This is a genomic window from Coleofasciculus sp. D1-CHI-01 (genome assembly GCF_040218875.1).
GTDB lineage: Bacteria > Cyanobacteriota > Cyanobacteriia > Cyanobacteriales > Coleofasciculaceae > Coleofasciculus.
This window is the reverse complement of record NZ_JAVJQP010000050.1, coordinates 33032-54050: the sequence shown is the minus strand read 5'-3', so window position 1 is coordinate 54050 and position 21019 is coordinate 33032. Positions and strand designations below refer to the sequence as shown.

The 21019-nt window shown below is 45.4% G+C and carries 8 protein-coding genes and 1 pseudogene; 3 read left to right on the top strand and 6 right to left on the bottom strand.

All coding sequences use genetic code 11. From position 1 onward, the window contains the following. Positions 1-40: 40 nt before the first annotated feature. Positions 41-4198, bottom strand: a complete 4158-nt coding sequence (locus RIB93_RS09585; protein WP_446372574.1) for a HEAT repeat domain-containing protein — start codon at positions 4196-4198, stop codon at positions 41-43. A 182-nt stretch (positions 4199-4380) separates the two neighbouring features. On the opposite strand from RIB93_RS09585, the gene RIB93_RS09580 reads away from it, so the two are divergent. The 3 genes and pseudogenes from RIB93_RS09580 (at position 4381) to RIB93_RS09570 (ending at position 7054) form a co-directional block, all read left to right on the top strand. Next, positions 4381-4626: an AbrB/MazE/SpoVT family DNA-binding domain-containing protein gene (locus RIB93_RS09580; RefSeq protein ID WP_446372633.1), complete on the top strand. Its 246-nt coding sequence runs from the start codon at positions 4381-4383 to the stop codon at positions 4624-4626. Beyond that, positions 4613-5002 (top strand): annotated as a pseudogene (locus RIB93_RS09575) (PIN domain-containing protein). Before RIB93_RS09580 ends, RIB93_RS09575 begins: the two are co-directional and overlap by 14 nt. A 321-nt stretch (positions 5003-5323) precedes the next feature. Continuing rightward, positions 5324-7054, top strand: a complete 1731-nt coding sequence (locus tag RIB93_RS09570; protein ID WP_446372573.1) for an ABC1 kinase family protein — start codon at positions 5324-5326, stop codon at positions 7052-7054. A gap of 197 nt (positions 7055-7251) precedes the next feature. Here the strand turns inward: RIB93_RS09570 and RIB93_RS09565 are convergent, their stop codons facing one another. The 5 genes from RIB93_RS09565 to RIB93_RS09545 all read right to left on the bottom strand — a co-directional run bounded on the left by RIB93_RS09565 (position 7252) and on the right by RIB93_RS09545 (position 21007). Then, entirely contained in the window at positions 7252-15255 is an 8004-nt protein-coding gene (locus RIB93_RS09565; protein WP_446372572.1) for a malectin domain-containing carbohydrate-binding protein, read from the bottom strand. Positions 15256-15813: 558 nt separating this feature from the next. After that, positions 15814-16521: a PEP-CTERM sorting domain-containing protein gene (locus tag RIB93_RS09560; RefSeq protein ID WP_446372571.1), complete on the bottom strand. Its 708-nt coding sequence runs from the start codon at positions 16519-16521 to the stop codon at positions 15814-15816. Positions 16522-16969: 448 nt separating this feature from the next. Further along, positions 16970-17956: a pentapeptide repeat-containing protein gene (locus RIB93_RS09555; protein WP_446372569.1), complete on the bottom strand. Its 987-nt coding sequence runs from the start codon at positions 17954-17956 to the stop codon at positions 16970-16972. 168 nt (positions 17957-18124) lie between these two features. Further along, complete coding sequence (locus RIB93_RS09550) at positions 18125-19282, bottom strand: glycosyltransferase (protein ID WP_446372567.1); 1158 nt, start codon at positions 19280-19282, stop codon at positions 18125-18127. A gap of 537 nt (positions 19283-19819) precedes the next feature. Next, entirely contained in the window at positions 19820-21007 is a 1188-nt protein-coding gene (locus RIB93_RS09545) for a glycosyltransferase family 4 protein (protein WP_446372565.1), read from the bottom strand. Between the last annotated feature and the right edge of the window lie 12 nt (positions 21008-21019).

Below are 21019 nucleotides of genomic sequence, written 5' to 3'. Positions count from 1 at the left end.
CAGAGGGGCGCAGAGGGTAGCGCAGAGGTTCGCAGAGGGGTTATTTTGGCGTTTTGGGTGGGGTGCGATCGCGTTTATCTTTTTGGTTTAATTTATTTAATTGTTCGCGGGCAAAGCGTTGCACGTTGGGATCTGGATCATTCGCTATCCGGTTTCGTAATAATTTTGGTGTCTGGGGATGGTGAGGATATTGTTTTACAATGATCTCAAGTGCAGTTTTTCGAGGGTTATCTAACCACAAGCCTTCACAATAAATATCAAAGGTATCTTTAACAGCACAGTGACACAAAACATTAAATAAATTATTGTTATTTTCTTGATTACTTGCCAACTCCTTTATTGCCATTTTTCGCACTGTTGCATTGCTGTCTGACTGAGCGCAGGACTTTAAAAAAGCTAAAATTTCAGGGTTGTCCTTCCCACCACGAGCTAACTCTTGTATCGCTGTTTTTCTTGCTACTACATCTTTATCTGCTTTAGCCTTTATCTTGAGAATAAAAATCTTAATATTTGAGTCGTTTCCCCAAACCAGATCTAATTCTCTTATAGCAATTTTTCGCATATTTTCATCAGTATTTGACAAGGCGTATCTTTTGATAAATATTAGTGTTTCAGGATCATTTTTTCCGCAATAAGCTAACTCTTGTATTGCTGTTTTTTTCACTGCTACATCGCTATCTGACTGAGCGCGAGATTTTAAAAAAGTTAAAATATCAGGGTTATCCTTCCCGCAACGAGCCAACTCTTGTATTGCCGTTTCTCTCACTGTTGCATCGCTATCTGACTGAGCGCGAAATTTTAAAAAAGTTAAAATATTAGGGTTATCCTTCCCACCACGAGCCAACTCTTGTATTGCCATTTTTTTCTCAGCTACATCCCTATCTGCTACAGCCTTTATCTTGAGAATAAAAATCCTGATATTTGGGTCATTTCCCCAATTAATATTTAATTCCTCTAGAGCAATTTTTCGCATATTTTTATCAGTATCTGACAAGGCGCAATTCTTGACAAAAGTTAATATTTTAGGATCATCTTTTCCGCCACGAGCTAACTCTTGCATGGCGGTTTGTCGCACTGTTACATTTCTATCTGACTGAGCGCGATATTTTAAAAAAGTTAAAACATTAGGGTCATCCTTACTGCCATGAGCCAACTCTTGTATTGCCGCTTTTCGCACGATTGCATCACAATCTGACTCAGCTTGTATTTTGAGAATAAAATTATTAATATTTGGGTCTTTTTTCCAGTAAACTGCCAATTCTTGTAGAGCCGTTTGTTTTATTAAAGTATCGCTATTTGACTGGGCGCATGACTTCAGAAAAATTAAGGTATCAAGGTTATTCTTCCAACCATGAGCCAACTCTTGTAGAGCAAATTTTCGCACAGCTGCGTCGCTATCTGACTGGGCGCAGGCTTTGAGAAATGTTGAGGTATCAAGGTTATTCTTCCAACCATGAGCCAACTCTTTTAGAGCAAATTTTCGCACAGCTGCATCGCTATCTGACTGGGCGCAGGCTTTGAGAAACGTTGCGGTATTTGAGTCATTTTTCCAGTCATGGACTAACTTTTGTAGAGATAGTTTTCGCACGATTGCATCACCATGAGACTGAGCAAATGCTTTGAGAAAAGTTAAAGGCTCAAAATTATCATTGCCACCACGAGCTAATTCAGATAAACGCCAATTTTGAACTAACTCTTTCAACACTATCTCTCTCACCCTGGAAGATTTATCGGAATAGACGCAATATTTAAGCCAAGGTAAGGTAGCAGGATGCTCTTTCCAGCCCTTAACTATCTCTTTTAAGATAGCCAGTCGCACATCCGAATTCTTATGAGACTGAGCGCAATGTCTTAAAAGTCGAAATGTATCAGGATGCTCTTTCCAACCCTTAATGATTTCCTGTAGAATAACTTGGCGTACTGAAAGAACATCATTTTGAGCCAGACGAGATACCAACCAAGGTAAAGTTTTGCTGTCCTCTTTCCATGTTGATGCAATCGTTGCTACGGCTTGAATCCTAATGTCAGTGATTAAGCTAAATTGTTTTTGATTAAGTTGTTTGTAATCTCCCCACTGGCTTAATTTTTTGAGCAGGTTCAGGAGTTGATTCGCCGTTTGGCTAATCTGGGAACGACTCCTGACTTCTGTCAGACATTTAGCCGCTAAAAATAAATTATTAAACTTAGCTGCTTTCCCATTCTGCCTAATTAAATAATCAATAATTTCCCCAACAAACTGCTCATCAATCATCGCCGCAATTAACCGCAGTACCTCATGCCAACTCTCCTCCTGCCAATGCTTGCCAAATACCTCTATCTTAAGTTCGTCTATCGAAAGCGTCTGTTTCTCTTTAAACTGCCAGACAAACTCCCACGCACAGAAAAACTCCAGAAACGTGCGATGGACAAATGAATAACAATCGGCACCAGAGAAACATAAAATAAAATTCCGTTCCCGTAATTGCTTAATAATTAACCGAGAAACGGTTCGCGGTTTTTCCACTTCTTGCAGTGTCTCTAAATACCCCGCTAAAATCCGTTCCAACTCATCCACAGTAATTAAATTCCCAGCTAACCCTTGGGGTGCAGCTTGCATTTTATACGCCACCCGCCGCAACATCGCCTGTTTTTCTTTCCGCGTAATCGTGTCTGGGGACAGTTTTTCATTGGGGGGTAATCCTTTCTCAATATCCCATTCATGGAGGAGAACCCGCGACGCTTCGTCATAAAGTTCTGCCCTTTCTCGTGGCAATTCTCGATTACGATTTAAAATTGCCATCATGGTTAACAATAAGGGATTTCCAGCTAATTCCCGAATCGCGGGGGACTCATTAATTGCCCGTTGTAAACGGTTTTGCAGTCGGGGTTTATCCGGTTGATTACCAAAGGCTAAATCATGCCATTTCTGCACAAATGCCTGTATTTGTTCGGCTTCAAAGTCTTGTAAGGTAAAATGATGAAACTGGGCATCTCGTAATCGTTGGGCTTTATACCCAATAATCCGAGAGGTTACCATTACTCGAACGTTTGGATACTGATTCGTAAAGCGGATAATCTCAGTAATGAGTGTATCTCTAGCAACGGGATCAAATATCTCATCTAACCCATCAAATAAGACAAATGCATCTCCAGCTTCTAAGACTTCATCCAAGCGATGTTGATTCAGATGACAAATCGCCGCCGCCCCCTGATGAATAAACTCCAAGAAGGTTTTCGGTAACGTGCGATCGCGGGCATAATTCCGTAATTCTATCAGCAGGGGAATTGTTTTTGTCGGTTTCTCTGCCCAATCTAGCGCCACATATTGGGCTAACGTGGATTTCCCGGAACCTGGATCACCTAAAATAACGATGTAGGGGGAATTGGGTTGATGGAGAATATCTAATACGGAACGAATTGGCTGTCGATAGTAGGTTTCCCGATACTGTTCCAATTCTTCTGGGGAAATCTGTTCATCTAGCTGATTCGCATCTTGTAACCGTTTCAGATAATCTCTAGGAATATCATAAAGCGGCATGGCTTCCCGTGCGGTTTGAGGGACAAATACCTGCCATAATCGCATGGGGTATTTGTAGCTACCGGGATCTAAGGTTTCTAGTTTGAGATAACCATAGAATTCTTTTAAACTTTCCCGATACTGGCGTAAGTCAAAATCTGGGATAATCCCCGCGATCGCGTCGCTATTGTCTCGAATGGCTTCTAAGTTCTGGGAATCGAGAATTATTCGCAATTCATCAGACTCTCGACAGATTGCTTTCACTCGTCTGAGATACTGCTGAGTAATCGCTTGCCAATCAAATTCCGCTGGTAATGGCTGCAATTGCAAGGTTTCCCAGGTTTGGGCGAAGGTATACCCATCCAGAGAACGACACCCCTCAGCAAAAGCCTGACTTAACTCTTGCTTAACCGCCTTGTTGTGAATAAATGTCTTTAACGCCCCCTGATAGGGTTTCAATTCATCTTGACTCAACCCCCAGGTTTCCAACTCTTCCTGTACCAATTGCAAGAATTCCTTTAGGGCTTTACCCACGGCTTTCACCAGAGGTTCTTTGTTGAAGCGTTCCGGTAAGGCTTTAATGCGATCTTTGAAGAAATCTTTTGTATAATCCTCTAAGGTTCCCCTCGCCAACTCCTTGAGGACATCCCCAAAGACGAACCCAACCGCATTGGCAACCCCCCAAACAACGAGCGCATCCATCCGACACTATCCAACGACTCATCTCTATTTTTCTACTATAGTCGCAAGTGGGTCAATGACAATCAAAGCCGTTAACTTTTATGTGCCTACCTACTTAGTCAGTAAGGCGTAGCGAAGGCAACCGAGGGTATCCAAATGGATTATAATAATTGAAGGACTTAAATGAATCAAAACTCCTAGTCATGTTCAGTACAACAGTCACCGATACCGGACAAATTACGATTCCTCAAGAAATTCAGGACTACCTTAAACTCAGTAGTGGCAGTAAAATTGATTTTGTTATTGATGAAGACGGTCACGTTAAACTGATTCCTCTTAATGTTTCTGTAAAAGAATTATCCGGGTTTTTACACCGAACGGGGATCAGGAAATCTACCCTAGAAGAAATGGAATTTGCCATCTCTGAGGGAGCAAATGATTGGACTTGATACAAACATTCTAGTTCGCTACCTTACCCAAGATGACGAACAGCAGTGGCAACAAGCCGTCACACTGATTCAACAAAACCAGCCCTGCTTCATTGCCAATATTGTCCTTTGCGAGTTGGTTTGGGTTCTCAAAGGAGGCAACTACAGGTTCCATAAAGATGAAATTATCAATACCCTAGAAGCAATGTTACATAGTTCGGCTTTTTAATTTGAAAACCGTTCTACTGTTTATCAAGCCTTAAAGCGATATAAAAAAGGTAGCGCTGACTTTTCGGATTATTTAATCGGAGCGATTGACCATCAAGCGGGTTGTACTCAAACAGTTAGTTTCGATGGCAAGCTGAAGAACGAAAAAGGATTTCGTTGTCTGGAATAGTGTTCCAACCCAATCAACGACTAGAGCGTCGCTCGATAAAAAACGATCGCAATCGCCTCTCAACGCGATCACTATTCTATTCTCCCAGAAAGGCGGTACCAACCAATCCCACATCGGCTAGGAACACCCAAATAGCTACTGAAAGCTTTATATGGTAATGGTTTCAGCCGAATTGCTTTACGTCAGCTTCTCGACTCTCCCCACTTCCTCTCAGCGCTGTTGTGGTCTGGACTAAGTAGGATCACTTAGAATATACTTAACAAAATGATAAAAAAATAAATAAACTTTTCTAGTTTGTTACGTAAGAGGCAATAAATCGCTGTGAGTCAGCATTACATTGAAGTTGATTATCTTGAAGCCGAGCAGATTCAACCCCGACGGCGCTATGATCCAGACGCGATCGCAGCTAAATACCGCTATCGCCCTTGGGTGGTTCTCTGGCGGGCGTTAAGGATTATCTGGAACTTTGTTCAGTTTATTCTGGGTCTCAAGTGGGACGAGTGGCGTAACCAAGTTGAGCGGAATCGGTTTAAACGTGCGGCTCAACTGCGACACATTCTGACTCGCCTTGGTCCGACGTTTATTAAAGTTGGACAAGCTTTATCCACGCGCCCGGATTTAGTTCGCAAAGATTTCTTAGAGGAACTGATTAAGCTACAAGACCAACTCCCACCCTTTGACAATAAAACCGCCTTCGCGATTATTGAGTCAGAGTTAGAGCGTCCGGTGAGTGAAGTCTATCGCCAAATTTCCCCTGATCCAATCGCGGCGGCGAGTCTCGGTCAAGTCTATCATGCTTATCTCTATACCGGGGAAGAGGTGGCGGTTAAGGTACAGCGCCCTAACCTACTCAAATACCTAACTCTGGATCTCTATTTAATGCGGAAGTCAGCCGGCTGGTTATCCCGATGGCTTCCCCTGAATCTGGGTCATGATCTGGCATTAATTGTAGATGAATTTGGCATTAAGTTGTTTGAAGAAATCGATTATGTCAACGAAGGTCGTCATGCGGAACTCTTTGCTAGTAACTTTCGTGATGACCCCAGTGTCAAAGTACCGACCATTTATTGGAGGTACAGTAACCACCGGGTCTTAACCTTAGAGTGGATTAATGGGTGTAAGTTAACCGATACTAAAAGTCTTTGTACGGCTGGACTTGATGCTAACCAAGTGATTCAAACTGGCGTTATAGCGGGTTTGCGTCAACTCTTAGAACACGGCTTTTTCCACGCTGATCCCCATCCCGGTAACTTGTTTGCTATGCCCGATGGTCGCATGGCTTATATTGACTTTGGCATGATGGATCAATTGGAGGAAGGAACCAAAGAAACTATCGTCAGCGCGGTTATTGATTTAATCAATAAAGATTATTCTGAATTAGCGAAAAAGTTTGTCATCCTCGGCTTTTTAACTCCAGATACAGACATCACACCAATTATTCCCGCCTTAGAACGAGTGTTGGGAGAAGCCGTAGGTCAAAGTGTACGCGACTTTAATTTTAAAACAATTACGGATAGTTTTTCCGAGTTAATGTTTGAGTATCCGTTCCGAGTGCCCGCCAAGTTTGCCCTGATTATTCGGTCTTTGGTGACTCAGGAAGGGTTGGCATTAACCCTGAATCCAGATTTCAAAATTGTTGAAGTATCTTATCCTTACGTCGCCAAACGTCTACTCAAAGGTGAATCCCCAGCTATGCGGCGGCGGTTGATTGAGGTGTTGTTCAAGGATGGTAGGTTCCAATGGCAACGGTTAGAGAATATGATTGCGATCGCGCGATCGGATGATAACTTTGATTTACTCCCCACAGCGCAACTAGGATTGCAATATCTGTTATCTGAAGAAGGACAATTTTTGCGGCGTCAAGTATTGTTGGCGTTGACGGAAGATGACCGATTGCACACTGAAGAAGTACAACGCCTCTGGAATTTGGTCAAAGATGACTTGAAGCCAGGACGATTATTTAATGTGGCGTTAAATTCTTTGGGTACTATGTCAACGGAGCAAATTGCGGCAATTTTACCCTTGACGGCGATGATTGGAGAAAATAATTGAATAGTAGGTAGGGTGTAGGGTGTAGGGTGTGGGGTGTAGGAAAGAATTGAACTGCTTTATCATCCACTCCGCGCAGCAGCGATTTTAATCACCGTGGCAAAAAGGGGGTTGTACCCGCATTTGGAACCCCCTTTATACCTTGGCTACTTTTTCCTTAGAACCTTCTGCCTTCTGCCTTATCTAGAGTTAAGCCATGATCACAGAAGTTCGAGGATGATTGTGTCAGAAAGCGGACTCGTGGTGCCATCTAAATATTTCACCACAGCAACAATATAGTTGAGTCCTCCTTCTGGATCAGATTTGGTCAAGGTGACAGGAATGTCCACAGTTCCAGTCCCGTCAAGGGTAGCGGACTGCTCAGTAATAGCGATAATACTGTTTGCCTCAAATGGGTCTACATCAAATGCATTGCCATCGCCATTCTCAGTAAACAATGCCGCCTCTGTAACCAGCAACATAACCTCAGCACCCGCAGGACCTGTAACCTGGATGGTCTGATTTTCATTGGACACCTTGGCTCGTGTCGAGGACAGTCCTACGGCTGAAATCGTAGGTTGACCGGGCAAGTCCGATTGGAGTGTAACCTGAGACCCATCGACACTATTGGGAATCCGATAGGTATCTCCGACCAACGTTGAGCCATCATCAAAGTCGGTTCGCACTTGAGTCCCCGTTAACTCCAGTCCAGAAACGTCAGCCGAATCGCTTGGTCCGGGTTGTGGCAACCCCTTAATGCTAGTCGGGTCAACATCAATGGAGAAGGTTAATGTTTCTGTCGGATCAAAGTCATTGAATAGGATTTCCAAGGCATCAAAACCACCGTCATGGGAACTGAGCAACGTGTGCGAAAGGTATCCCACGCCTGAGTCGCTATCTATCGTAAAGGCTTTGGCGGCTGCGTCGCCAGCAGTGCCATTGGGATCAAAGACTAAATCAGGCAGAATACTGGAACTCAAGTCAATCACAACCCGGTCAAGTTTCTCACCCGAAGTTGAGGTGTTGGTGATTTGGAAGGAACCGGAGCCAAAGGTACTACCGTTGATACTTGCAGCCGGGGGATCGATGGTAAATGTAGCCGATGCCGTAGTCGTTGGCAAGGCTTCATTGTCCAAAATCCGCAGTGTGGCTTCACCCTGCGCCCCAATCCTTGCCCATGAGCTAGGGCTATCAAGTAGCAGGTTGATGATCTCATCGCCTTCAACTTCCGTATCTTCGAGGATGGGAATCGACACCACTTTGGTTCCGGTTTCCCCATCAGCAAAGGATACGGTGATCGGAGCATTGGTGTAATCCACACCACTGGTGGCTGTGCCATCGGTTTGGCTTAGTGTCGCACTAACCGCACCAAAACTCACGCCAGTGCGGGTAACGCTGACCTGAGCCACAGCGGTGCCATCTTCATTAACCGTGAACTCCGTATCACCGAATGCCAAGGTGCTACTCAAGTAGACAAAGGCATCGGGTATGGTGGAGGTTGCGCCGTCATTGGTAACCACCACATCAAGTAGCCCACCCGTTGGGGCAGTTTGTTCAGGGATAATCCCCTGAATCCGATTGGCAGAGACAGAGGTGAGCATGGCGGTCTGACCACCAATTGTCACCGTGGTATTGGCAAGGTCAGGGTCGAAGTTTGCCCCACCAATCGTGAACGTCGCACCACCCACAGCCGGAGAGCGCCAGGGGAAGATATCATAGGCTGTCATATCGAAGACAGCCGCCAGATCATCGGGTAGGGAAACAGTAATTTGGTCGTCCGTGAAATCGATGCCCAGAATAGCGCCCCCAGGACCATGCAAAACATCGAGGGCAGTTGGCACATTGATGATCGTCTCTAAGGATTCAAAGGAGCCATCGGCAGCCAGAGCCGCGTTGTAGAGGGTGCCATTCCACTTCTGAGCCAATAGGTTGCCCTGCATCTCTCCTAAGAAGGTCGTGGCTCGGTATTCACTAATCCCATTGGTTGAGGAGGCTACCGTCCCTAACGGTGGGGTAAAGTCCCCTGTATCATTCGGACTGTACCAAACATACTGCCGAGGATCAAAACGACCCTGATTGCGATTGGCGTGTCCGTAGTAGTTCCCCTCAATCAACAGGTTAATTTCATCGGGTTGACCCGTGATCGACTTTTCGGTGTTAGCTCCAGTAGAAGCTGGACCAAACGCACTGCTGGCGTTTGCCCCATTATCGGTGCCGTAGAGTTTATCTTGAGTTGTCCAAACAATGTCAAAGGGATTTCGCTGCCCGCTGGCAAACACGGATACATCGACCCCAGAAACCACGTTGACGAGTTCTCCGTATACCTGGTCATTGGCATCAAAGCCACTGGGGGCGGTTTCTCCGGGAGTCAACTCATACTCAACCGTGCCATTGAAATTCGGGTCTGTGATGTTGGCTTTCAGAATCGCCCCCGATAACGGAGATTCCGGCAGACCACCAATGTTGTTGTCGGCGACTCCGGCATTGGTGTTTCCGCCAACGGCGATGAGCAAGTCTCCATTATTATCAAATGTTAATCCGTTAATGCCGTGGTCGTGGTTAGAGACGGGTAGTCCTGTAATTAAAGGCGTTACCGTTGAAAAGTTGGGTCCTTCGAGGATGGAAACCTGACCATTGTAGGGTGAAAATTCAGTGACCGGTCCTTGACCCCCATTATGGGCAAAGAGTTCACTGTGGGCGACGTAGATTTTAGGGGACTCAGCCGGGTCATCAAAGGGATTAAAGGCGATTCCCAGAATATTGCTGTTGCTTAGACCAGCAATGCTGGAAACGGTCTGGGTATTGGTTACCTGATAGTTATCATCGAAGGTGTAGATTTCAATAGCGCCGGTAATCGCTCCCACATAGAGCCTGCCATCAGGTCCCCAGGTTGCCTGAGTGGGTCCGAATGGCGTGGCACCAGTTTGTTGTTCAGCCAGGAATTTAATTGGTGGTACTCCTTCAGCATAAACAAAGGTAACTTCATTGCTCATCCCATTGGGCGTTTCCACCTTTACGTTAACGATGTCGTTTAGGGTTCCAGGAGGTGTGGTAAACGTGATTTCCCCCTGATTCACTTGAATATCAGGTTCAGTGAACGTTGTATTGTTGCCCGCCGTAGTGTTGCTCCAGTGAACTGTGACTTGATCGGAGGCATCACCTTCCCAAAACGCAATGCCCTCGAGGGTGAGAATTTGACCCCCAAAGGTCGAGACACTGTTGTCGGTGGGGGGATTGATGAAGGGATCTAGACTGGTTTGGTCGTGAGTCAGACTGGTTCCTTGCAGGGGTGCGGGTGGGGCACCATCAATTGATGCTAGGACTTCGATGGGATTAACTTCCCCGGCTGCCCGAGCCACCCGAACTTCTAAGTCATAGGTTGTTGCTGCGGTTAGGGTTTCTGTACCCGTGACCAGGTTGCCATTGATATAGATATCGCTATCAGTGCCACCATTAACGGTGAAATCATAATCACCTGCGGTGGTGGGGGCAAATTTTCCCTTGAATAGTACGGCTACATCTTGGTTGGAGTAGGGAGAACTGCCTAGGGTGCCAAAGGAACCACTTTCCTTCAGGTGCAAGGTGCCATCGAGTAAATCATTCGGATCTTGTGGCGTCAGGGGTCGGACTTCCTGAAACTCAGGGGCGGTGAGATTGTCTATATCGGCATCTAGATCGTAGGAGACTAATACGCCACCGACGGCGTTGATGGGAAATATATTCAGATCCACTGAATCGGTGAGATGATCGGGGGGTGAATTGCTATCTTCAATGGTCAAGGAGACGGTGTGGGCACCAACGCCCAAACTCGCCTGAATGTCTTCCCCTGTGCCTAAAACCGTTGCCCCGTTTTCCCAAGTCCAGCTGGTCAACACCTTACCGGGTTCATGGGTGTGGGATTCATTGCCCAACAAGGAGACCTGTTCGCTACCATTTCCGTTATAGTCAATGGCATACTCTGGAGCATCAATCACCACATGGAGAAAGGGATGACCCGCGTGAGTGTTTTCTTCCTTGACAACTTCGATGGATGAGATTTTCGGCTTCTCTACCACACCGACTAAATCGATATTGAGAACACCATCGGTCACGCCCACATTGTCGGAAATACTCAGTGCAGCATTGCCACCCACCTGAGCATAAATGTCGAGATCATCGGCGATTAAATTCCCCTCAGCGATGACATCAAATACCCGCAACCCTGCATCAGCCCAGTAAATTTCGGCAAAATCTAGGTTTACGGTATAAGTACCTTGTTCAGGGACGGGAATTTCGTAAGACAGGGTGTTGTTATGCCACCGCTCTGTTTGATACAGCGTGTCGTCAAAGGTATTACCGATATCCGTTGTCGCGGCAATGGCATTAGTACCACCCCCCACGAAGTAGGTATCGGCTTGCCAAAGGCGACTATCAACAGCGGTGTAGTCGGGTCCGCCGGAGTTGACGAGGGTGGGCGGGAGTGCTGTCCCGGCGACAGCAACATCAAAGCTGCCCAAAGTGCCACTGGCGACAACGTTACCACTGGCGTCGCTGACTTGGTTGGCTTCCAGAGCGATCGCGTAGGTGCCATCGTCTGTCCCATCCCAGTTTCCACCAGGGGCAGCAAATTTGTAAATGGCTTTCAAGGGAGAACCATTACTATCTGGCTGAATTGTCTCTAAGGTGGCTAACTGACTGAACCCATTCGGTCCGGTGACGAGAATATCGTTATTGTCCGGTGTGGTGGAATCGATGACTTGGTTATCGAAATAAGTGACGCTGAATTGATACTCGGTTCCACCCCGGTAGGTGACATCAGTCGCACTTAGGCTAGCAGTGGGTACGATGGTATCGGGGGTGGGAGTCGCTAAGATCTCAATGGCTGAGAGTTTGGCGTTATTGACCAGAGTATTCAAGTCCAGGTCAAGGACACCATCGGTGACAGTAACATTAGCTAGGGAGGTGGTTAAGGCGGTATTATTTGTCCCAGTCACCGAGAGGATGTCTAAATTATTCAGGAACGGATTCCCCTCAACCGCTACATCAAAAGCCCGTTGTCCTTCTTGATTAAAGTAAATTTCGGCAAAGTGTAGATTCACCGTATAGGTGCTGTCAACGACAGGAATGTCGTACCCGAAGGAGCTATGGTAGCGTTCTGTTTGATACAGGGTATCTTCTACCGTACCATCAATGGCAACATTGGTTGATGAGGTATTGCCGCTGGTGAAGTGGGTATCGGCTAACCAAAGGTTACCTTGAGTATCGGTATAGTCTCCTCCCCCCACATTGATCCGGATATCCGTTGGTTCTGGGGGAGCGGCGTTGACGTCAAAGGTTCCCAGAGAACCGCTGGACACTGCATTACCGCTGGTGTCTATAACCTGGTTAGCTTGCTGGGCGATGTCATAAGTGCCATTGTCCCCCGAATCCCAGGTGCCGCCTGGAGCGAGGAAGCTGTAAGTGGCGTTCATTGGGGTGCCATTACTGTCCAGCTTTACGTTATCCAGAGTGGCTAACTGACTAAACCCATTCGGTCCAGTGACGAGTAGGTCATTATTGTCCAATGTGGACAAATCAACGGCTTCGTTATCGGCGTAGGTGACGCTGAATTGGTAATTTGTTCCCCCCTCTTGGGTGACATCTGCCGCATTTAGGCTAGCGGTTGGAGCCAGGGTATCCGCACTGGGATTCGCTAATACCTCAATCGCCGAAATCTTGGCTTTGTCAGCCACACCAGCAAAATCAATATTCAGGATGCCATCGCTAACATTTACACCAGAAAGGGATGTGATTAAGGCTGTATTCTGCGCTCCAGTTACTGATATGATGTCTAAATTGTCATTGAGTAACTGACCCTCAACGGTGGCATCAAATACCCGTTGTCCGGCTAAATTGAAGAACGTTTCGGCAAAGTGTAGGTTTACCGCATAGGTGCCGTTGATGACGGGAATTTCGTACCCGAAGTTTTTCCGCCAGCGTTCCGTTTGATACAGGGTATCTTCCACCGTGCCATCAATGGCAGCACCCGTTGCAGAGGTATTGCCGTTGGTGAAATAAGTATCGGCTAACCAAAGGTTACCTTCACTATCGGTATAGTCTCCTCCCCCCGAATTAATCCGAACATCTGTGGGGGCTGGGGGAGTGGCGTTGACGTTAAAGGTGCCTAGAGAACCGGATGACACCGCATTACCGCTGGTGTCTATCACCTGGTTGGCTTGCTGGGCGATGTCATAAGTGCCATTGTCTCCCGAATCCCAAGTTCCCCCTGGAGCGAGGATGCTGTACATGGCGCTCATTGGGGTGCCATTACTGTCCAACTTCACGTTATCCAGAGTGGCTAACTGACTAAATCCGTTCGGTCCAGTGATGAGTAGGTCATTATTGTCCAATGTGGACAGATCAACGGTTTGGTTATCGGAGTAGATCACCTCAAATTGGTAATCCGTTCCCCCCTCTTGGGTGACATCTGCCCCATTCAGGTTAGCCGTTGGCAGGATAGTATCGGTACTGGGATTGGCTAATACTTCAATGGCGGAGATCTTCCCTTTGTCAACCACACCAGCCAAGTCGATATTCAGGATACCATCGCTAACGTTGACACCAGCAACAGATGTGATTAACGCTGTATTCTTGTTCCCGGTCGCATATACAATGTCTAAATTGTCGTTAAGTAACTGACCCTCAACGGTGGCATCAAATACCCGTTGTCCGGCTAAATTGAAGAAATTTTCGGCAAAGTGTAGGTTTACCGTATAGGTGCCATTATCGACGGGAATCTCATACCCGAAGGTGTTTTGGTAGCGTTCTGTTTGATAGAGAGTATCTTCCACCGTGCCAGTGATGGGAACATTGAATAAAGAGGTATTCCCAGCCGTAAAATAATCGTCCGCCTGCCAAAGATTTCCGGCACTATCGGTATAATCTCCTCCCCCAGCATTGATGCGTATTCCTGGGGTAGCCATTTGAGCGGCTGATGCTGTTGGCTGGTTAGCCGAAGCGGTTGCTAAGGTTAATTGATTGGTTTGGGCGACTGGCAAAAGTGGCTCGTCTGCCAAGGTTAAGGTGTTGGTTTGGGCGACTGGCAAGAGCGAGTCGTCACTTTTATCTTTCTTATTTCCTTTCTCTTGATCAGGAACAATTTCAATGCTGGAAAGTCGGGCGGCTTCAGCCTTGAGAGATTTGAAATTTAAGTCAAGAAACCCATCTTTGACCTTTACCTTAAATGTTTGGGTTAGGGCTGTATTGGTTTCTGGTTTATCTTTAACAGCTTGAAGCAGGGCTTCCGCTTCTTCAATTTCTAGTTTATTTTTAGATTTTCCTTTTTTGAGAAATCCTTTGATTTTGTCATTCTCTAATCCCTTAACCGCATCTTCTATTTCCAGCAGTTTGTTTTTGCCCAGATTGAGCTTATTTTTCTGCTTTGCATCTTTAACAATGCCATCAATTGTATCAATAGCCTTTTCCTTCTTCGCCTTGACTTCCTGGATCACATCGACTTCATCCAGGGCAACTTGTTGATTGGCTTTTACCTGAAACTCTCGTTGATCTGCTTCAAGAACATAGGGAGTTTCGACAAAACTTAACCTCACTTCATAGTCGCCATTGGGTAGAGCAAATAAATACTCAAACTCTTCTGCCTGACGCCCCGACTGAAACAGGACTGAATCCGTTGTCCCAGTAACTTTGGGTAATGTTTTAAAGGATTTCCCACTTTTTCCTCTAGTAAAGTTACTATCTGCCGCCCAAAGCTGACCTTGACTATCGAGATAGTTTTCTGAACCCCCAACGTTAACACGGACTATCCTGGCGTCGCCTGTAATTTCAGCGAGTTTGGAGGCAGAAAACAAACTTTTTAATTTATCTTTTTCTTTCTTTTCTTTTTCTTTTTCTTTATCTTTGTTCGACAGAGCATTTCCCTGTTCCGACTTTTTCGAGGAATTTGTCCCCGTCAACGAGTCGTCAAAGGTACCTACTAAGGTCACATTGTCTGGCGAGAGATCGGTGGATGAATCTAAAGCAGCATCCTCAATGGTGGAATCTGAAGGTATCAGGGTATTTACCACCAAGCCATCTGTCCATTCGCTGGCAGATAGGGCGGTGAGAGATGTCTCCAATTCATGACTAGATGTTGTCGATGCCGTGGAGTTTTCTGCCGTTTCATTTTCAGTTAATCCCAGATAGGCAGGCTCGGTTTCCGTATCGGTTCCTGAAAGCAAAAATGATTCAGTTGTAGTTTTGAAGTCCATGTTACACCCTGTTGTTTACAAGAAATACACCTCAAAAAAGCATTGATAATCGATTGAGTTGGCAATCGATGAGCATCTAGAGTCTAGCCAGAAAATAAATTTCCGTAACTTGAAACGAAAGCTTACTGGATAATTCCTTTGAACCCATTTTTACGGCAACTCAAATTTCCGCAATGGGTTTTATGCAAAACAATTATATTCGTTAGAATAGTTTATAATTCGTTAACACTCACCCGGCTGAAAGCGCGGGTGATTCTTCCGCCACAGGGAGTCGGAGTTTGACATCTTTCGGGATGGTAAGATCGGGAATTTCTTTGTAGGGGCGCAAGAATTTGCAAGGCTTGCGCCCAAGGTATAGTACCTCACCAGACCGGGAAACGCTGTAGTCTTACAGAAAAAGTCAACTATGTCAAGTTTCCTAAAAACTCCCAATCATTACATTTTCGCGATCGCGGAATTCTACAAAACTTAACACAGTACCGTTGACTTTTATCCGACTACTTATGCTGGCAAAAGACAAGAGATCGGTTTAAGGCTGGAGGAAACTTCTGCTTAAAGCTAGTTTTTCTTTTGTTGTTTGGATTGTTGCTTCTTAAACAGGGCACCAAATCCTAGCGCCATCGTTGAACCCAGGATGGTCAGGGGTTCGGGAACCTTATTATAGGTAATATTATCAATTGCACCACTGCCAGGTAGGTCAATTTCAACACGGGTGACTTGGGCGGTAGTGAAACCATCAACAAAGATTGCCTGATTGTCTCCAGGACCGACAATACCATCAATCTCTTGGACTAAGTTCGCTCCGTTAAATAAAGACACCTTCGTAAACTCTTCTTCATCATCCAAGAGATTAAAGCCCTTAAAGATAACAGGCATATTAAAATCGAAAGTGATTACGCCACCAACCTGGGAATCGTTGGGTGTATCTGAATTGTTATCAAAACTAATGATCAGAGCCTTGCCAAACTGATTGCCAAAGTCCAAATCCGAATCAGCTGAGCAATCGACTCCTGGACCGCAGTCTGTGTCGAAGATCATCAAGTCACGAGGTTCCCCGGCATTCGGGAAATTTTGGTTGACGTTCCCCTGACTAAACACGCCAAGAGTAGCGTGCTCAGTCATCACCCCAGTGACAACATCGCCATGCTCGAATTCTTCAAAGTCGATGGTTTTCATCACAGCCGCCTGAGCTGGGTTGGCGTGGAGTGCAGTCAAACCAACTACAGCACCAGCCATCGCGATCGCAAACTTTAACTTGTGAGCCATAATTATCCTTTTGATTAAGTGGATACGAGTATTTACTTTACCTTTGCTTTATACTACCACCATAAAAAATTGAAGACTCAGCTATCCCTCAATCTTCATCAAAACTTTATGAATAGGGACTTGAGCTTCACACAATCTTTAAAAAACCCCCCTTGGCAATAAAGCTGAGGTTAAGAGGGCTGAGACAAAAACTGCGGCAAAAATGACTTGAAACCTAGACAGGGAAGGGGTTTTCCATTCCATAGGACTGGCTCCGTGAAAACGGGAAACCCTGACCAATAAAGGGTTTAAGGATGATTAAAGGTTATAAAGCCAGCCTTAAGCTGTCATGCATTTAAATTGGGTATTAGTAGCGAGCAAGATGCAAAGCCTGCGGCATGGCTTCGCTTAACGCACTACAAGGCTTTCGCCATTATTGATATTAAGGTTTAAATGCCGAACAGCTTACCTAATTGCTCAAATCTTTATGTTTGGCACCAAAGCGTTTCCATTGCGTCCAGCCGGATAACGCTAACAATCCGAATCCCAGCGCACTACTGGGTTCCGGGACAGATGTTGTCGGATCTGGACTGGAAATCTCTATACCGGCGTAGCTAAGTTCAACGCCTGATGTATTGGGCGAAAAATCGACGCTGTAACGAACCAACAAAGACTCGACTGGAAACATCAGGGTTTCACTATCAACCTCTCCAGTCATCGAGGCAAGTAAGTTGGTCGAGTTATTGCCATCAAAAATTTCCAATACCGTATTATTTAACGATAGATCAGGAATATCTAAGGCGACAGCGTTCATCTGCTCAGAGGTTTGAATCAGCCAAGAGCAAGTCGAATAGTTTTCGACAAAGGGAAATCCATGTTGGGAACTTAGAGAACCCGTTGCTCCGTTAAGGGTTTCTTCTCCTTGGCAGAACGTGGGTTTACCCTCTTCGGGTAACGTAATTCCGCTTAATTCCCGAGCAAAGGAAAGCTGACTCTCAGTAATGTTTACGGCAGAAATCCAGTTAGTGTCCATCAAGTTAGCGCCCATCAGATCAGCATCTTGGAGATCTGCTAAAAATAGGGTAGCTCCCATCAAGTCAGCATCCAATAGGTTCGCCTTATTCAGCAAAGCCTTGATTAGATTAGCACCAATCAAGTTTGCACCACTGAGATTAGTGCCAATCAGTTGAGCATCAATCAGTTTAGCACCACTCAGATTCGCCTCAGCTAAATTGGCACCACTTAAGTCAGCACCACTGAGGATAGCGCCACTTAGCTCAGTACCACTCAGATCCGCATCTCTCAGGTCACAAAATCGGCAATCATTCGTTTCTAGGAGCTGATCCAAATCCTTTTGGTTAAAGGCGTCAGCGGAATTAGGGGTCAGTAAAGTTAAGGTTAGTGCTATACCAACACTAACAGTACTGGTTGCTATGGTTTGCCTTGTTTTATTCACAAATGGCTTCCTCTAAATACTAGAATCCTATAACTATAAGAGATATTACAAGATTTTTTAACATAACTTCAACAAAGTATAATTTATTTTAATCCCAATATCCAGAACCCAGTTTCAGGTATAAGCACCGATGGCGAAAAATTCATCTTAGCTTTACAAAGACACTGCTTAATTTAAAGATTGAGTAAAGATAACCCGGTCGAGTAGCTGAGCAATCTGCTGGTTGACGGTGTTGAGATTGAAACGTTGACTAGCTTGACTCTGGGCTTGCCGAGCCATCGTTGCTGCTCGTTCAGGCTGATTACGACAGGTGGTGATAATTTGAGCCAGTTGCGGGGAATTATTTGGAGAGAATAACCATCCGGTTTTCTCGGCTTCAATGAGTTCAATAACACCGCCCCCTGCCGCCGCAACAATCGGGCGTTCACAGAGCATGGCTTCGACAATCACTCGCCCGAAAGGTTCTGGTGCTGTTGAGGTATGAGCGATTAAGTCACAGGCTTTCATTAGAGGGACGATATCTGAACGAAACCCTAAAAACTGAACTCGTTCTTTTAGTCCTAATTCGGCAACCTGTTGGTGTAAATGTTGGACATAGTTTTGTTCGCCGAATAGGGCATCACCCACTAAAATAGCACTTACCTCTGGGGAACATTGTGTCAAGGCTTCCAGTAAAATATGCTGTCCTTTCCAGGGAGACAAACGGCTGAAATGACCGACAATAAATTGCCCATCTAATCCGAGTTTTTTTCTGATGTGATTGGGGTCATTCGCCTGAGTTTTGTAAGAGTTGAGTTCAAAGCCGTTATAGACAACTTTCGTCAATTCTGAGCGTCCTCCCGCTGCAATAAATGCGGTTTGAGTGGCTTGGGAATTGGTAATAACCAACGATGCCAAGCGATTGGTTAAGGTTACAGCAATACGACGGTTAGTCAGGCTGAAGTGATCGGGAGAAAGAATATCATGGAGGTGATAAACTAAAGGACGATGGCTAAAAAGGCTGGCGAATGCACCAACAACTAGGGCTTTTTGGGTATTAGCGTAAATGAGTTGGTAATCGCGGGCTATTTGGGTAACCTTGATGATCAGTGGCACCAGAGAATTCATACTCTCTAAGCTTTGAAAAATTCCACTATCTTTTTTCACTCGAATGGGTTCAGTAGTGAGAACTTGGACAGGAATTTGCTGGTGTTCTAATAACTCCCTGAAGGTTCCGTCGGCAAATAAACCCACTAAACAGTGATGTCGATAAGGTTTTGCTAAATCTGTTAGGGAGAGTTCAGCTCCCCCTAATTTGCCACTCTGGTCTAAAAATAAGATTTTCATGATTTAGATGAGAAATATTTCTATTTTAAAGAGAGTCTCTGATTAGCTTAGTATTCCAAAAAATACAGTCTTTTTTGTGGGAACATAAAGGGTGAGAAAGCGCTATTAATTGCTGAATAGAAAAATCAGTTTTGCAATAATAGGGGTATTTAGGCATTCTAGAGGTATAGTCAAAAAATATAGACAGTCGATCTGAGCCTATAGGCACTTGACCCCGATGGAAAATGTGCGCTGAGTCAACGAATAGCACTGTACCCGATGAACCTGGACAAGATTTCCAGTAGTCTTGGGGGACAACTTGTTCCATACAAATAGAGAATAATTTTTACCATGCGATAGTCTTCTTTATTTTGTTAAGTTCAGTCGATCAATAATTTTGGCAGTCAGGATAAAAAGAAAACAACACTGTACTAAGTTTTGCAAACAAGGCTCAAACCCTTACAAATGACTTAGCTTGCTTCTCGATGAAAGCGAGTATGACAAATGACAAATGACGAATAACGATCTTCACCGTTCACGTTAATTATGTCCACCTACTTACAGCAGAACTTCACGCACCTGCTGGGCAATGTCATGCCAGTTAAAATTGTGGCAAGCATAGTTCTGACAAGCGGTTCGAGAAGGCATCGAGATGTCTCCGGTTAGTAATGCTTGTAATTTTTGAGCGATCGCGTCTTCATCGGCTGAGTCTGTGATTAGTTCAGGAGAGAACGGCGCTACGATTTCTGGCATTCCCCCCACAGGCGTACACAGAACTGGGGTACCCGATGCCAGAGATTCCAGTACAATTAAGCCAAATCCTTCCAGAGACTGACTGGGAATCACGGTCAAGTCAGCGGCTTGATAGGCGATGGGTAAAAGCTCATCGGGTAAAAACCCTAAGAATTTAACGTGGTTTTGCAGTCCTAATTCTGTGGCTTGTTTTTCCAAGGATTCTCGGAGGGTTCCTTTGCCCGCGATCGCTAACCACACATCGGGTATCTTGGATGTTATTTTAGCTAGGGCAGTTAAGAGGATATCAATTCCCATGCGCTGAACCAGGCGACGGGGAGTAAACAAAATCATCCGATCTGGATGCCAGTTGAAGTGTTCTCGCGCCTGTTGACGGGATAAATTGGCTTGAAATCGATGGGTATCAACACCACCGGGAATGATGTGAATTTTGTGCCAAGGAATCTGGTAGTATTGGTGCAAAATTGTACCAAAGGCGTGACTGAGGACAATGAAGCGATCGCACCGATTATAAACCCGCTGTTCCATCCACCGCTTGACGAATACCGCTAGATTGTTGCTACCTGCCAGATGACTCTCCATTGCCCAAGGACCGTGAAAGGTGAAGATAATTGGTACCTTTTCGGGGAAGATGGATAACAGAGGCAAACTGTAAAGAGCAAAATGTAAGTTAATTGCATCCGGGGGCGGCGCTTGTCGGTTTAAAAATTGGCGGCGAGTTGACCACAGCCTTTGCCACAAGGGACTATCAGGTTCAGCAAAGTTGGTTAGTTTTAGGGGTGAGTTGGCTGGAGTTGGTGGGAGTCCCACACCGCACAATTCCACTGTATCCTGTCCAGCAGCGAGGTTGTGGGTTAGTTCGTAGACATAGCGATCGAGTCCACCTGGCATTTTGGGTAACCAGCCATTACCGACGCAGAGAATGTAGGCAGATTTTGCCGTAGGGTTACTCATAGTAATTTGTGCCAGACTCCGAATCAGATTAGGTTCCATTTAACGTTTCAG

Coding starts and splice junctions, on each gene's coding strand:
- RIB93_RS09585 (WP_446372574.1), bottom strand. CDS start 4,198: ATGGATGCGCTCGTTGTTTGGGGGGTTGCCAATGCGGTTGGGTTCGTC.
- RIB93_RS09580 (WP_446372633.1), top strand. CDS start 4,381: ATGTTCAGTACAACAGTCACCGATACCGGACAAATTACGATTCCTCAA.
- RIB93_RS09565 (WP_446372572.1), bottom strand. CDS start 15,255: ATGGACTTCAAAACTACAACTGAATCATTTTTGCTTTCAGGAACCGAT.
- RIB93_RS09560 (WP_446372571.1), bottom strand. CDS start 16,521: ATGGCTCACAAGTTAAAGTTTGCGATCGCGATGGCTGGTGCTGTAGTT.
- RIB93_RS09550 (WP_446372567.1), bottom strand. CDS start 19,282: ATGAAAATCTTATTTTTAGACCAGAGTGGCAAATTAGGGGGAGCTGAA.
- RIB93_RS09545 (WP_446372565.1), bottom strand. CDS start 21,007: ATGGAACCTAATCTGATTCGGAGTCTGGCACAAATTACTATGAGTAAC.